The 14074-nt window shown below is 36.6% G+C and carries 11 protein-coding genes; 5 read left to right on the top strand and 6 right to left on the bottom strand.

Annotated elements, in window-relative coordinates:
• Positions 1 to 164: 164 nt before the first annotated feature.
• Both ACY2RS_RS07035 and ACY2RS_RS07040 read right to left on the bottom strand, forming a co-directional pair.
• A complete protein-coding gene (locus ACY2RS_RS07035; protein ID WP_490097921.1) occupies positions 165 to 1145 on the bottom strand; it encodes a ribonucleotide-diphosphate reductase subunit beta in 981 nt (326 codons plus the stop codon).
• 533 nt (positions 1146 to 1678) lie between these two features.
• Positions 1679 to 2215: a hypothetical protein gene (locus ACY2RS_RS07040; protein WP_490097922.1), complete on the bottom strand. Its 537-nt coding sequence runs from the start codon at positions 2213 to 2215 to the stop codon at positions 1679 to 1681.
• A gap of 235 nt (positions 2216 to 2450) precedes the next feature.
• Here ACY2RS_RS07040 and ACY2RS_RS07045 point away from each other — a divergent pair, with 235 nt between their 5' ends.
• Positions 2451 to 5228: a phage tail-like protein gene (locus ACY2RS_RS07045; RefSeq protein ID WP_490097923.1), complete on the top strand. Its 2778-nt coding sequence runs from the start codon at positions 2451 to 2453 to the stop codon at positions 5226 to 5228.
• Here ACY2RS_RS07045 and ACY2RS_RS07050 read toward each other — a convergent pair.
• Both ACY2RS_RS07050 and ACY2RS_RS07055 read right to left on the bottom strand, forming a co-directional pair.
• Positions 5215 to 8073 (bottom strand): CHAT domain-containing protein, encoded by a 2859-nt coding sequence (locus ACY2RS_RS07050; RefSeq protein WP_490097924.1) that lies wholly within the window; start codon positions 8071 to 8073, stop codon positions 5215 to 5217. The two genes, ACY2RS_RS07045 and ACY2RS_RS07050, sit on opposite strands and share 14 nt — an antisense overlap.
• 32 nt (positions 8074 to 8105) lie before the next feature.
• Entirely contained in the window at positions 8106 to 8675 is a 570-nt protein-coding gene (locus ACY2RS_RS07055) for a DUF3109 family protein (protein ID WP_490097925.1), read from the bottom strand.
• Positions 8676 to 8854: 179 nt separating this feature from the next.
• Between ACY2RS_RS07055 and ACY2RS_RS07060 the strand changes: the two genes are divergently transcribed.
• The 3 genes from ACY2RS_RS07060 to ACY2RS_RS07070 all read left to right on the top strand — a co-directional run bounded on the left by ACY2RS_RS07060 (position 8855) and on the right by ACY2RS_RS07070 (position 10470).
• Positions 8855 to 9436 (top strand): MarC family protein, encoded by a 582-nt coding sequence (locus tag ACY2RS_RS07060; protein WP_490097926.1) that lies wholly within the window; start codon positions 8855 to 8857, stop codon positions 9434 to 9436.
• A 34-nt stretch (positions 9437 to 9470) separates the two neighbouring features.
• Complete coding sequence (locus ACY2RS_RS07065; RefSeq protein WP_490097927.1) at positions 9471 to 9674, top strand: hypothetical protein; 204 nt, start codon at positions 9471 to 9473, stop codon at positions 9672 to 9674.
• Positions 9675 to 9759: 85 nt separating this feature from the next.
• Positions 9760 to 10470 (top strand): T9SS type A sorting domain-containing protein, encoded by a 711-nt coding sequence (locus ACY2RS_RS07070; protein WP_490097928.1) that lies wholly within the window; start codon positions 9760 to 9762, stop codon positions 10468 to 10470.
• Here ACY2RS_RS07070 and ACY2RS_RS07075 read toward each other — a convergent pair.
• Positions 10467 to 12071 carry a S41 family peptidase gene (locus tag ACY2RS_RS07075; protein ID WP_490097929.1) on the bottom strand — a complete coding sequence of 535 codons (1605 nt, stop codon included), beginning with the start codon at positions 12069 to 12071 and terminating at the stop codon, positions 10467 to 10469. The genes ACY2RS_RS07070 and ACY2RS_RS07075 overlap by 4 nt on opposite strands.
• Positions 12072 to 12074: 3 nt before the next feature.
• Positions 12075 to 12506, bottom strand: coding sequence for a deoxycytidylate deaminase (locus ACY2RS_RS07080; RefSeq protein ID WP_490097930.1), 432 nt, complete (start codon positions 12504 to 12506; stop codon positions 12075 to 12077).
• A gap of 203 nt (positions 12507 to 12709) precedes the next feature.
• On the opposite strand from ACY2RS_RS07080, the gene ACY2RS_RS07085 reads away from it, so the two are divergent.
• A complete protein-coding gene (locus tag ACY2RS_RS07085) occupies positions 12710 to 13870 on the top strand; it encodes an alpha/beta hydrolase (RefSeq protein WP_490097931.1) in 1161 nt (386 codons plus the stop codon).
• Positions 13871 to 14074 lie beyond the last annotated feature (204 nt).

Below are 14074 nucleotides of genomic sequence, written 5' to 3' on the forward strand. Positions count from 1 at the left end.
TACGAGGTTTATTATGGTTAATCTAAAGGTTTCTTCATTTTAGAGGATACTATCCCCAGTGTGTATTTGTTAGAATACACATATTCAAGCACTTGCTGAAATATTATATTTTATTCAATTGCTTCGGAAATGTTAGCCCAAAAGCAGCAATTGATGGTTGTCGATTAAAAGTCTGCGTCGAAACTAATTTTGTTTGCGTCTTTGTCTGTTGTGTTCGCAACACCTGCTTTTTGGTATTCTGCTACTCTCTTCTCAAAGAAATTTGTCTTTCCTTGTAGCGAAATCATATCCATAAAATCGAATGGATTTTTGGTGTTGTACTCTTTACCACATCCTAGTTCTACCAATAATCTATCGGTTACAAATTCTAGGTATTGCGTCATCAAGTTAGAGTTCATTCCAATTAAACTAGCAGGTAATGACTCAGTGATAAATTCGCGCTCAATATTTAGAGCATCAATAATAATTTCACGAATTCTTTCTTTTGGAACTTTGTTTACTAAGTGGTGGTTGTGTAAATGTACTGCAAAATCACAGTGCACACCCTCATCTCTAGAAATCAACTCATTAGAAAAGGTCAATCCAGGCATGATACCACGTTTCTTTAACCAGAAAATAGAACAAAAGGCACCACTAAAGAAAATTCCTTCTACTGCTGCAAAAGCTATCAAACGCTCTGCAAAACTTGGAGATTCAATCCACTTTAACGCCCAGTCTGCTTTTTTCTTAATGGCAGGGAAATTATCGATTGCATTAAACAACTGATCTTTTTCTGCATCATCTTTTACATAGGTATCAATTAATAAAGAATAGGTTTCGCTATGAATGTTTTCCATCATAATTTGGAATCCATAGAAAAACTTAGCTTCGCTATATTGTACTTCATTTACGAAGTTTTCTGCCAAGTTCTCATTCACAATACCGTCACTTGCCGCAAAAAATGCCAAAATATGTTTGATGAAATAACGCTCATCATCATTTAGCTTTGTAGTCCAATCTGTTAAATCTTGGTGTAGATCAATTTCTTCTGCCGTCCAAAAACTTGCTTCCGATTTTTTGTACCACTCCCAGAGATCGTGATGTTGAATTGGGAAAATAACAAATCTTCCTTCGTTTTCTTGTAAAATTGGTTCTACTGCGCTCATGGTCCGTCGTGAATTTAATTAGTAAAAAAGTGTGATTCCTTGGGACTAACAAATATGAGAAATATATGAGCTCTAAAAAGAAAAAAACACGCAGGGTTTTCAACAAAGTTTTCAACAGCTTGAAATTTAAGTTGTTAATTTCATTTTGTTAAAAAACGCTGTCAAGCACTTGTTTTTCAAGGCTTTAAAATACAAAAATATGGTTATTAACAATTTGCAATTTTGTCGTTGAAAAGCCTCATGAGCTTGGATATGATGCTAGATGAAGGGGTGTTTTAACAACCTTTTGATAACCTCATTTTTCAACATTTTTGAAATCAAAATTTAACACTTTTTAAAAACAAAAAAGCAGATTTACAAAAAACCCCTCTCAAAAAAGTTGAGAAGGGTCACAAAACAAACATTGAAAAAAATTGAATATCAAGAATCGATTTTAATCTTGCTTGAATTCTTCAAAAAAAAAGTTTGCCTATATATCAATTTATGTTTTTTAATGAAACAATTGTTGAGAAGGTTAACAGAATATATCGCTTTTATATAGGCTGTATCTCAATAGCGGTTTTTAGTGTAACAGCAACGTCAAAATTAATTGGGTTATTTTCTATGGTAGCGTTTAGCGTAACCGTTACACTAGGATTGTTTTTAAGTGCATTCCCAATAGCTGTAAGTTGTGCTGCTTCTGTTACAGAAAAAACAGTATTGGCTTGATCTGTGGCCACAATATTTAGATCATCAATACTAAGGGTTGTATTTCCAAAAGCGATACTTGCCACTTGTATGTGCGCCATATCATTTCCAACGGCATTTTTAATTTCATAGGTAAGTGAAGTAATACGAACCGTTTCAATAAGGCTCAAATTATCTTGAAGCTCTTGATCTTCTGCTAGATTAATTGTAGTCGTCTCAGAAACTGTCTGCACAGCATTTTCTGGATCTTCGGCTACAGCAACCGGAATCGTCTTATTAAAGGTTGTATTTGCGGTAAATGAAGCCAAGTCTTCTACCTCGTCGCAAGAGATAAAAAGGAGTGAAAAAATAAAGGCTGCAAAAATTGTGGTACTAGTTTTCATGTTTTTATTTAAAAGTTATGCTGCTTTATGCACCCATTTTTAAAAGGTTAACATTTCTGAAGAAAAAACAAATTGCATTTTACTTCGGAAATGTTAACCACCCCCTATTTGCTTTCATAAACATGACACCACTAAAAAGCACATAGTCATGAAATTTCTAAAAAAAAGAACCCGCCACTTTAATACAAAACACTTGAAATACACTTTTTTTAGCCTCCTTTTTTTCACTTCACTTATGCAAAGTATTGCACAAGTAGGAATTAATACCGAAAGTCCAGATCCCTCTTCTATGCTGGACATTTCTTCAACAGACAAAGGCCTCTTGGTTCCTAGAGTTGCTTTAACAGCACTCAATCAAACGTCTCTTGATGGAACAAATACGGCTGCCAACGGACTCCTCATATACAACACGAATGTCGCACTTGCAAGTGGAGTTGGCTATTATACCTTTAATGGAAGTACTTGGGAGAAAATGATTACTTCAGAATTTACAGGCATAGGAGGTGATGCTGATTTTTATGAAGTGGGAACCACCAATCCACCAGATGCAAATACAGACAATATCTTTACGTTAGGAAACGTATCTATTGGGGAGGATACGGGAGCTGCTCAATTAAATGTTGACACCGCTACCATGCCTTATTTTACAAATACAACAATTACTTCAAACTACACTGGCAATTCTTCTAAAGTAAATTTATTCAACGAATTAAATTACAATGGAGACGGAAGCGCTAACGGTATTGACAACATTCTTATTGGAACTGGTAATGGATCTAAGACAGGTATTAGAAATCAAATTAGCAATGATGGCAACGGTATATTAAAAGGCAGTTATAATTTCTTATCAAGCACAGGAACAGCTAGTGTAGAAGGGACGCACAATCTTATAAATGGAACTAATGCCGCTACTATTATTGGTACGAGAAATGACATTACTAACATTAGTAATGGCACGCAATATGGAACTCTGAATTTTATAGGTAATAGTGGAAACGGAAATCAAACAGGAACATTTAATCAAATAAGCGGAATAGGAAATGGAACTAAATTTGGTAGCTCAAATTTTATTAGCAACACCGGTTCTGGAACCAAATATGGAGTGTTTAGCAGCATAGAAATCACTGCAGGTGGTGATCAATACGGAGTATATGCACGTGCACTAAGAAACTCAGGAAATACTTGGGCTGGATATTTTTTAGGAAACGTAGCCATAGGAAGAAATAGCGGTAACATATACAAATTACCAGCTTCAAGAGGACTCAACAACCAAATCATGCAAACCGATGGATTAGGGAATGTAACTTGGGAGGATCTTCCTTCGAATAATGATGCAGATTTTTACGAGGTGGGTAGTACAAATCCACCAGACAATATTAACGACAACCAATTTACGCAAGGAATGCTGGCTATTGGAAAAACAACCACAGCCGCAACACTTGATATTGAAGATACCTCAACGAGAGCACAAACCCTCCAAATTACCATAGACAAAAACTTAGCTAGTGGTGCTACTACAACCGCTATTGAAAACAATCTCACAGCTACAGGAGCAGGATCTTTTTTATACGGGCTTAACAACAAAATGGGAGGCACTATAACAAGACAATACGGTGTTGTAAATGAATTCGAAGACAGTCCTGGAGTGAAATGGGGTATTTTAAATAGCTTTACAGATGTAAGTGCAGGAGGATCTTTTATTGGAATGGCAAACTACTTATATGGCGTTGGAGACTCCAAAAGAGGGGTTAATAATTTTATTTCGGTAGCACCCACATTTCCCGCAGGAGGATCTACAAGCGGAACAAGAAATGACATTGCCATTAATGGTAACGGTTTTCATTATGGAAGCCAAACAAATTTTGGAGGTTCAACTGTAAATACAGGAACACTTACAGGGAACCAAACAACATTTAATTATGGAGGAAATGGGACTTTTTACGGTACAAGAACACAGTTTCAAAACACTGCTACTGGCACAGGAATTAAATATGGCACATACATAGATATCCCAACCAGTGTTGGTGGCACTCATTATGGTGTTTTTGTGAATGCAGAAAAAGCAAACAGTTTTGCAGGATATTTTTTAGGAAATGTTGCCATTGGAACAATCGCTGGAGGGGTTTACAGATTACCCAACTCAAGAGGCACAAACAATCAAATTTTACAAACCGATGCCACTGGAAATGTGACCTGGGTAGACCTCCCAACACAAACAGTAGATTGGACCACAACCGGGAACGCTGGCACCAATCCAGCCACAAATTTTATTGGCACTACAAATGCGCAAGACCTCGTCATTAGAACCAATAATCGAGAGTCCGCTAGAATTAGCACTGATGCTGCTTTACTCATAAATGGAATAGATTCTCCAACACAACGTGCTATTTTTAAAAATGATGATAGCTATGCACATGGCACTGATGCAAATTTAGATTTTGGAACCGGAGGCGGTCACATGATTGCGGCTTCCAATGAAGGCAGTAATGAAACAGGAGGCATTCATACCGATGGAAACTCTGTAACTATATGGTCACCGGCAGACAATCAACGGGCGTTTCGAGTGCTTGACGAAGATAGATGGACAGACAACAACGGAAACCCTTTCGATAATGTTGCTGAAATTGCATACATAGATAATACAGGACAATTCATGCAGGCTTCAGATAAAAACAGAAAACAAAATATCACAAAAATAAAGGATGCCCTCTCAAAAATTAATCAAATTAACGGCTATACTTATTCCTTTAAAATTTCAGAAGAAGAACGCAAAAAGGGAGATCAAACAACTATGACTTCTGGTCTTATTGCACAAGAATTGCAAACGGTACTCCCAGAAGCTGTCCAAATAAATGAATACGGAGAATATTTTGTGCACTATGCAGGGGTTACGCCATTATTGTTAGAAGGTATCAAAGCATTACAAGCAGAAAACAACACCTTACAACAACAAATAGATGACCAAGAAAAAAGACTGCAAGCATTAGAAGCATTACTGCTCAAGAAAGAGTAGTTCCTTTTTTACCCCTTTTGTAGTAGAAGTAAAACCCTATTACAAGTAGCAACAGCACTCCCAGAACTATGTGCAAATATGAAGGAGTGCTGTTTTGCATAGGATTGGTATCACCAGACAACACAAAACCAGCCCAATAAAAAGGATGTTTTAGCAGCACATCGTCTGTGGTTTCCAAATACATTAATTTGGCATTTTGCAGCGCGGCATCTTTGGACTGTCCATCCTCTAGGAAGTTGTAAAATGAGACCATAATTTTAGCTGTTTCTGCATCAGGAACTTCCCACAAACTCATCACCGTGCTTTGAGCACCAGCAAAGGTGAAGGCACGCGATAAACTCATCACACCTTCTCCATGTTCGATGGTACCATAGCCAGTTTCACAGGCACTTAGCACCACCAACTCACTTTCTATCTGACTATTATAAATCTCTGAAGCCGTTAGCGCAGTGTCTTGAAATAAAAATTTACTATACAAAGAGTTGGCAGGCTCCACACTACCGTGCAATGCGAGATGTAAAATTTCACTTTTTTGTCCTTGCTCAAAAAGGACATCTTTTGTAACAGCTTCATTTAAAAAAACAGCTCCTTTGGTAACCGAAGCTATCGTCAGTATTTCTTCAATACCTCTGGGAAGTTGATTCGCGCCTTTATATGCTACAGCAAAACCTGACCAAGACAAATCAAAATCATGGGCAGTTTGATCACTTTGATTCCATAAACCAAGCGCTGGTTGATACCGTATAGCGTGCTTTTCGAGCAACATTTCGTTTGTGTCGTTTTCTAAAATTTCAAAAGGAACATAGGCCAGTATTCCATTGGCAAGAATGGTAATCTCATAATGAGATGGTGAAATAGCTGAAATAGCAAGTGCCTTAGACAATGCATTTACTTCTTTTTCGATAGGTTTTCTAGCCAATAGCTTTTCTCGCAAACTAGCAATGAGGGTTTCTACTTCTTTTGTAGAGGCTAACTCTTTCATTACAACATGTTCTTTGCTAACTACAAATACATACACATGATCAGATCCAACATAATATTGAAGTACTTGTTGATCTTTTTTAATTTTTTCTTTTATTTCTGAAATAGCTACGGTAGTCACCTCTTGCGTTTTCGATGAAGAAACAGCGTCGTAGGCAACAATTGCGGCATCTAAATCTCTCGAAATAGCAACACGTTGCTGCAGCAAACTATCGATTGCTTTTTTGCTTGGAGTGGTGGCCGTTTCTTCATAAAACAATTCTTGATTTGCAATGGCCCACTGTTGTCTTAAATTAAGAATACGCTCAAACTCTTTAGATGCTTTTTTGTTGGCCTTGTTTTGTTGTACTACATAACGCTCTTCAACCAACACGCTATTGGTGTTTAACTGGGTAAGTTCAAGTGCCTTTTCTACAAAAGCTAGCTCGTTGCTTTTTTGATATGCGTAATAACAATAGGCAATGGCATCACTAATTGTTTTGGAAGTGGTATTGGTAAAAAACACTTTGGCTCTTTGGTTGTGATACAGCCTTCTAATTTTCTTAATCAAGGCTATTTCTTGCTGAATTATATCCATTTTTTGATCCTCAGGAACTTCTTTAAACTTAAGACTCAATGCTTCTAGCGCTACAAAAGGAGCAATTAATGTATTTAGATCTTGTGGTTGGTAATGAGCTGCATTTAAAGCCGCTTCAATAGCTTTCATGGCAGACTCTTTTTGTCCTAATGCCATGTATCCTTTTGCCTCACTTATATAGGTTTCGGCCACCAATTCATGGGTATCTCCGTACACTTCTTTTGAAAATTCCCTTCCCTTCTCCATGTATGGAATTGCTAAAGACCATTGTTCTTGAGTACTTAACACATTGGCTTGGACCATATAAGCTTCTGCTAAATCTAATGTATTCCCAACACGCTCTCCAATGTCTATTGCTTTTTTTATGCAAATAGAGGCACTATCCAATTGCTTTGTTTCAATAAAGAGTTCAGCTAAATCGGTATACGATTGGGTGGTCCAACGATGTGTTTTTCCGTAATTTTTCTCTCTTATTTTTAAAGCTTTATATTCAAACTTCTTAGCTTTTTCAAAATCTCCTAATTCGGTATAAATAGCACTATTACTCTCATAGACAAAACTCATTTCGGGATTATCTTCTCCATACAATTCAATACCTTCCATAAGAGCAAGTGTTGTATACGCTTCTGCTTTCACCAAATTATTGCTTCTGTTATAGGTGTTAGCAATGGCCAAATACACAGAAGGTAAAAAACTAGCATCTGGATCGGTTAACGCTTTAAGATATCCAACAGCAATATTGTACATGCCAATTGCTTCTTGGTATCGTGCTAAATCTTCGTATACAATTCCTAGGTTATAGGTCGAAATTGCCAATTGCTCTGGACCTACTTCCAATTCTTTTTTTAAGGTATAAGAAGCTTGATAATAGAGCAATGTACTATCTAATTTTGTTTGAAAGTAATACCCAACACCAATTAAATTATTTGCAGCTGCAATGCTTTCTTTTAGCTCAAGGGTTTCATAAATTACTTTTGCTTTTTTTGTGGTACGAATACTTTGAGAATAGTTCCCCAAATCTATCTCTACACGACTTCGCATGTACAAGGCTTCAGCAAAAAAATAAGGAAGGTTTGTACTGTCTATTTTAGTGAGCAACCATTCATTTACCGCATGTGCTTCTTTATAGTTCCCTTCTTTCTTTAATTCATAAACATTAGTAATGAGCTCCTTGATAACAATAGTATCCTGAAGAGTATTTGGATACTTTTCTTGTATTTCTGGAAAAGAAATCTGTTGTGCAAGGCTAGATGCACAACATAAAAAAAACACAATACGAAATAACATATGGGTGGTTTGTTTCCTTTAAAGGTACAATTTTAAGAAATATGAGCCGCAGCCACTTTTTCTAATTCTGCGTACCAATGCTTCCCAAATTTTCTAATGAGTGCCTCTTTTACAAATTTATAGACAGGTACTTTCAGCTCGTTCCCTAATGTACACGCATCATTGCAAATAGGCCATTTGTGATAATTAACGGCAGCAAACTCACTGTAATCTTGCACACGTACGGGATATAAATGACAAGAAATAGGCTTCTTCCAGTCTATGGCACCGGCATTGTATGCATCTTCAATACCACAACCTGCCGTTCCATTTTCAGAAAAGGTAACATAGGCACACTCTTTTCCTGCTACCAAAGGAGTTTCAAGTTCATCTAAATCACTTACCACATGGGTTCCCTGTGCTTCAATAGCAGCAATACCTTCGGGACGTAAAAAAGGTTTTACCTCTGGATAGATGTCTTTTAATATGGCCACCTCATCTTGAGTTACAGGGGCGCCCGCAGCACCAGCAATACAGCATTCACCTTTACAAGCTCCTAAATTACAGACAAAATCTCTCTCTATAAGATCTTCAGATACGATGGTTTTTCCAAGTTGAAACATCAAACAAAACTACGTTTTTTGAAGTTGAAATCGAAATCGAAATCGAAAAATTGAAAATGATTTTAAAAATCTCTTTATCTTACATAAGGCTTGATTTTATAATAGACTAAAGAAAATATATCAAAGTAGTATAACTACACGTTTTAAAAGTCTAATTTTACAGTCTTAACACCATCGCCATGAACTTGAATTTTAAAGAAATAGCGACTGCAACAATGGTTTTATTTGCGGTTATTGACATTATTGGAAGCATCCCAATTATTATTTCCTTGAAAGAAAAATCTGGGACCATAAGAAGTGGTCGCGCCTCTATTATCGCTGGAATTGTGCTCATCACTTTCTTATTTATTGGTGAAGAGATTTTAAAGCTCATCGGTATAAATGTATATGAATTTGCTGTAGCGGGATCTTTAGTACTCTTTTTTATTGCGGTAGAAATGGTATTAGGTGTCACCCTATTCAAGCAAGATGAATCTAATTTAGAAATGGCTACCGTGTTTCCTATTGCCTTTCCAATTGTAGCAGGTCCTGGAAGTTTAACGACTTTACTGTCACTGCGCGCCGAATATTCTTTAGAGAATATCATAGTCGCTATTTTGGTAAATGTTGTTGTAGTATTTATAGTGCTTAGAACTTCGGGCAGACTGCAACGCTTTCTTGGAAAAAACGGAATTGGAATTATCGAAAAAGTATTTGGAGTGATATTACTAGCCATTGCTGTAAAACTATTTACTTCAAATATTCAAGAATTATTCAATTAAGGGTATTTTTGTAACTTATTATCAAGCGTATATTATGAAAGTATTCATCTATATTTTATTGGCTATCTCTGTTTGTATATTAGGTTACAACACTACCAATATAGACTTTACAGCTCCATTTCAAGGAGAAAGTACCGTCGCAGTAATCTGCACCCTTGCAGCAGCATGTGTAAGTATCATGCTCGTCATCTTATTAATTTCAAAGAAAATTTCAGAAAAAGTTGCAAAGCAAAGTTAGCACACACACTTCATAATTTTTTATTAATTAGGTGTTTAGCTGTTTGTTTTTTTGTATTTTTAAGTGAATTCATATATAAATTGTTATGAAAAAAACACTCCTTTTTTGTCTATTATTCATCAACATATCTCTTGTGTTTTCGCAACAAGATATTTTAAAAGAGACCCAATGGTATATTGAATATATGATCATCAATGGAGAACAATACGACACTCCCATCGTGAATGCCCAAGGCATTGTAGACCCTAATATTGTTTTTGAAGATGATCAGGCGTATGCAATCATGGATCCTCAAAGTGATAGCTTTTTTGCAAGTACTTCGTACAATAATGCTGAAATGCAATTTACCTTTAATGAAAGTGGCATTACACTTCCAGGATGTCAAGCTTTTTGTGAATTCGCAGGATTGTATTTTGAAGTTTTAATGGGAGATGCTATAAGTAACACATTTACGTATACACTTACTTTTGTGGATGTTCCTCCAAATGAACTTACGGTGTTAACCATCACAGATGCTGCGGGAAACGTTGTGCAATATCAAAATCAACCTATTCTAGGTACTGAGACCTTAAAAAAAGAAGATATTACAATTTATCCTAATCCAACACAAGGTACCTTTGTCATCACTGCGCAACATATTGAAATTGAACGTGTAACTATCTACAATGTTTTAGGGGATCTTATTAAAGAAAGTACTTCTAAAAATATCGATATTTCTGAAGCTCCTAGTGGGATTTATCTTGCCGTCGTCGAAGCCAATGACAATCAATGGATACGAAAAATAATTAAAAATTAGTCTTTTACTTCAACCAAAGGTAGCTTCCCCTCTAGCTCCAATACTTTTTGAATCATTGGGTCTTGCTGGTTGTAAATCATCTCTGAAGCTTGATTGCCATATAATTGCTGTGCCAAATTTGCTTTAATCACTATTTTTAAATTGTCTTTATAGCGTGCAAATGTGTTTGCATTAGCAATTTTTGCGTACTCTAAAAACTCAGAAACAATAGCATCAGAAACTGTGTAACCATACACAAATTGAGCTTGTGTCATAGCCTTATAATCCGCGCGATGTTTGTCTAAATATTCGAAAGCAAAATAACTCATAAAGCCATTTTTGGCAATATATTCTATAGTCTCACTCTGTGAGCTTGTGTCTTTGGGCACAAACACATCTGGAATAATACCGCCACCGCCATAAACTACTTTTCCTTTAGGTGTCACAAAACGTAAGGAGTCATTTACCACAATGCTATCACTACTTTGTAGCTCGCCATTAATATAGCGAGACTCGTAATCGTCATAATAAGCTTCGTTACCATCACCATATGGTTTTTGAATAGAACGACCTGTTGGAGTATAATATCGTGCAATGGTTAATCGCACAGCACTTCCGTCGCCTAGTGCCATCTCGCGCTGCACCAAACCTTTTCCAAAAGAACGCCTTCCAATAATGGTTCCTTTGTCGTTGTCTTGCAAAGCACCCGCAACAATTTCACTAGCTGAAGCGGAATTTTCGTTGATTAAAACATACAATGTCCCATCTTCAAAATCGCCTTTAGATGTGGCAAAGGACTCGTCTTCTTCCCCATTTTTATTCTTGGTGATTAAGATAAGTTTATCGTCTTCTAAAAATTCGTCTACAATGTCTTCGGCAGTAGAAATATAGCCTCCTGGATTGTCTCTTAAATCGAGTACTAATTTGTTAGCTCCAGCATCTTTTAGGGTCCCCAATGCTTCTTTAAATTCTTTAAAAGTAGGTTCTGCAAAACGGTTGAGTTTAATATAGCCTAAATCATCATCCAATTTATATGCAGCATCGACACTCACCAGGGGTACTTTTTTTCTCTTTACTGAAATATCCAACAACGAAGCTGCTCCCTTTCGTTTTACTTGTAGTTTTACAACGCTATTACGTTCTCCTTTTAAGTAGGCCGAAATCGTATCTCTATCGACATTCTCTCCAAATAATTGTTTGTCATCTGCATATAAAATTCGATCTCCAGCTAAGATGCCAGCTTTTTCTGCTGGGCCATCTTTAATGGTGCGTATCACGGCAATGCTATCTTGGTGTACATAAAAACTAATACCAATGCCTGTAAAATTTCCGCGCATATCATTGGCACTGTCTTCGTATTGATCAACTGGAATGTATACCGAATGCGGATCTAAATTCTCGAGAATCCCATTAACAGTAACATCTACAATGCTATCGGTGTTTACTTGGTCTACATATTCATAATCTATGTAGTCTATCAATCTGTTGAGTTTGTCTTTTTTGGAGTTAGAAGCAAAAATTTTGTCAGACGTATCGTTAAAGTTCAATTTTGAACCCAAAAAAATACCTGCCGCAATGGCAACTCCTGTTAGTAACGGAATGTATTTTTTCTTGATACTCATAGGTTATGCTTCTAGTGTTGGTATGTGTGTAATGGTAACGCCTGCTTTTTCTAAAAATTTTAATCCGCTATCGTCTTTATATCCTTGATGGTATACCAAGCGTTTAATTCCAGATTGATGTATTAATTTGCTACAATCCTTACAAGGAGACATGGTAATATACAAGGTAGCACCTAGACACGACTGCGTGCTTCCAGCAACTTTTAAAATAGCATTGGCCTCGGCATGTAATACATACCATTTGGTATCTCCTTCGGTATCTTCGCACACATTTTCAAAGCCCGTGGGGGTACCGTTGTAGCCATCACTAATAATCATCTTGTCTTTTACAATAAGCGCTCCTACTTGTTTTCGTTTGCAATAAGAGAGTTTACTCCACTCTCTTGCCATGCGTAAATAGGCAATATCATAGGTTTTTTGCTTGTCTTGTTTCATGTAGTCTTCTAGTAAGTGGTTAAAAGTAGGCTTTCGTTACAGGATAACAAAAATAGTTGGTTTTTTTCTGAAATTTTTAACGCTAAGAAATTTCCGTTAGGTCATCAGAAAATCCTCACAGGCCTATTTTGTTATTTATTGTATCTTTAGTAGCACATTCTCCCTGAATTTACTGCAAAGCCGAACCTTAAATCTCACATATTATGGCAGACAGAAAGCTACCTATTATCTTAATTCCTGGTATTCAAGGAACTAAACTGTACAATGTAAACCTCGAAGACTTTAGCACCACCTGGTCTGGTGTGAAGAAATTTTTTACCAACATCCACAAACTACGGCTTCAAAAAGACGGTGTGAATGACATTGGTGTAGAAACCATAATAGAACGCGCCGATGTAGAAAACATGGCCTATTCTGAAATTATTAACTACCTAAAATCGAAAGGCTATCGGGTCTTTATTTTTGGCTACGATTGGCGAAAATCGAATATAGATACTGGGAAAGCCCTTAAGTTATTTGTTGAGAAACTCACCAACAAGCTCAATGTAGGTTCTTTTAATTTTATTACCCATAGTATGGGCGGACTTGTATTGCAGTCTTATTTCAAACAACTTACAGAGCAAGAACGTGAAAAAGTAGTAAACAAAGCCATATTTACAGTACCTCCCTTTTTAGGAAGTATTGAAGCAAGTTTCAACTTAGTTATCGGAAAATCTAGATTGTTTAATAGTAGTGACGATTTCAGAAAAATTGCTAGAACCTTTCCAGCTGTCTATGAGTTATTACCTGTATTTAAAGACGCCTATGTGTTTGAAAATGCTGCAACCAAAGCGGGGTATGACCCCTATGACTTTGCTACCTATTGGCAACAAGTACACAATGCCGACAGGCCCGACACGCTACAAAAACACAACTTAATGGCATATAGGCTGGATAAAGTTCGCGCCGTGAGAGATCAAAACCATTTTATATTTGACTTATCGCAATGCGATGCTACTTTCAGAAAGAAATGCATTGTGGTCTGCGGCGGAAATACCAAGACAAAAAACCAAATTTGGGTGAAAGACCGACAAGATCATTTTAAAAATTTCTTCGATTACGAACATTTCAAAGAAGATGAAGAAGGAGATGGAACTGTACCACACACCAGTGCTAGCGCCTTTAAAGACAGTGTACTTACCTTACGTATTGGAAAACGTAGTATCGAAGCCTGGGCAGATTCTAGAGGAACTGGGGCAGACTGGCATGCCTTTTTCTTAAACAATGGGCGAGTGCAAAATGTATTACAGCGTTTTCTCAAAGGAGCTACAGAAAGAGACAACTGGTATGAAAGTGCCGGAGGTAGGATAGAAAAAATTTCATAACCTACTTTTGTTTTTACAAATGCAACGAAAAGCAAATAATGTTTAAGACCATTACCATAACTCCCAAAAGAACGACACTAAAGACAATTCCTTTTTTAAGCTTTTTACTTTTTTGATGTTCTATAACCTCCATAGTAGTATATATTACAATTCTAAAAAAATAAGGCAGCATATAAACATATACTGCCTTTTCCATAAATACAT

The organism is Patiriisocius sp. 208BN25-11 (genome assembly GCF_058147145.1).

Bases quoted from the DNA above. Each gene is read 5' to 3' on its own strand.
- ACY2RS_RS07050 (WP_490097924.1), bottom strand. From the start codon at position 8,073: ATGTTATTTCGTATTGTGTTTTTTTTATGTTGTGCATCTAGCCTTGCA.
- ACY2RS_RS07040 (WP_490097922.1), bottom strand. From the start codon at position 2,215: ATGAAAACTAGTACCACAATTTTTGCAGCCTTTATTTTTTCACTCCTT.
- ACY2RS_RS07065 (WP_490097927.1), top strand. From the start codon at position 9,471: ATGAAAGTATTCATCTATATTTTATTGGCTATCTCTGTTTGTATATTA.
- ACY2RS_RS07080 (WP_490097930.1), bottom strand. From the start codon at position 12,506: ATGAAACAAGACAAGCAAAAAACCTATGATATTGCCTATTTACGCATG.
- ACY2RS_RS07070 (WP_490097928.1), top strand. From the start codon at position 9,760: ATGAAAAAAACACTCCTTTTTTGTCTATTATTCATCAACATATCTCTT.
- ACY2RS_RS07085 (WP_490097931.1), top strand. From the start codon at position 12,710: ATGGCAGACAGAAAGCTACCTATTATCTTAATTCCTGGTATTCAAGGA.
- ACY2RS_RS07045 (WP_490097923.1), top strand. From the start codon at position 2,451: ATGCAAAGTATTGCACAAGTAGGAATTAATACCGAAAGTCCAGATCCC.
- ACY2RS_RS07035 (WP_490097921.1), bottom strand. From the start codon at position 1,145: ATGAGCGCAGTAGAACCAATTTTACAAGAAAACGAAGGAAGATTTGTT.
- ACY2RS_RS07075 (WP_490097929.1), bottom strand. From the start codon at position 12,071: ATGAGTATCAAGAAAAAATACATTCCGTTACTAACAGGAGTTGCCATT.
- ACY2RS_RS07060 (WP_490097926.1), top strand. From the start codon at position 8,855: ATGAACTTGAATTTTAAAGAAATAGCGACTGCAACAATGGTTTTATTT.
- ACY2RS_RS07055 (WP_490097925.1), bottom strand. From the start codon at position 8,675: ATGTTTCAACTTGGAAAAACCATCGTATCTGAAGATCTTATAGAGAGA.